Raw genomic sequence first — 382 nt, forward strand, 5'->3', positions numbered from 1 at the left:
AAAAAACGATGGAAGTGCAGCTAATTTATCGATTGCGGCTATCGTGCTGCTTGAAAATACAAGGGAATAGACGGGTGAAAATGTAAGGATAATGGGTGAGGGTGTAGGAAAGGAGGAGGCGGAGAAGAGGGGGGGAGGAGGGGGAGAGGGAGGAGGAGGGGAGGGGGGAGGAGAAGGGAGAGGGGGAGGGAGGAAAAAAAGGAGGGAAGGGAGAAGAGGAAGAAAGAAAGGAAGGAGGGAAAAAAGAAGAAAGGGGAGAAGAAGGAGGGGAGAGAAGGGGAAGAGAAGGAAGGGGAGAAGGAAAGAAAGGAGGGAAAGGAAAAAAGGAAGAAAAGGGGAGAGAGGGGGATAGACTTTCCAGCATTTTTTTTGTGCTTCAGCC

Annotated in this window: 1 protein-coding gene; it reads left to right on the forward strand. The window is 50.5% G+C overall.

The features are described 5' to 3' along the window. Positions 1-91 precede the first annotated feature (91 nt). A complete protein-coding gene (locus AC3II9_RS21580; protein ID WP_489158736.1) occupies positions 92-352 on the forward strand; it encodes a hypothetical protein in 261 nt (86 codons plus the stop codon). Positions 353-382: the final 30 nt, after the last annotated feature.

The organism is Lysinibacillus sp. RU7, from assembly GCF_057837305.1.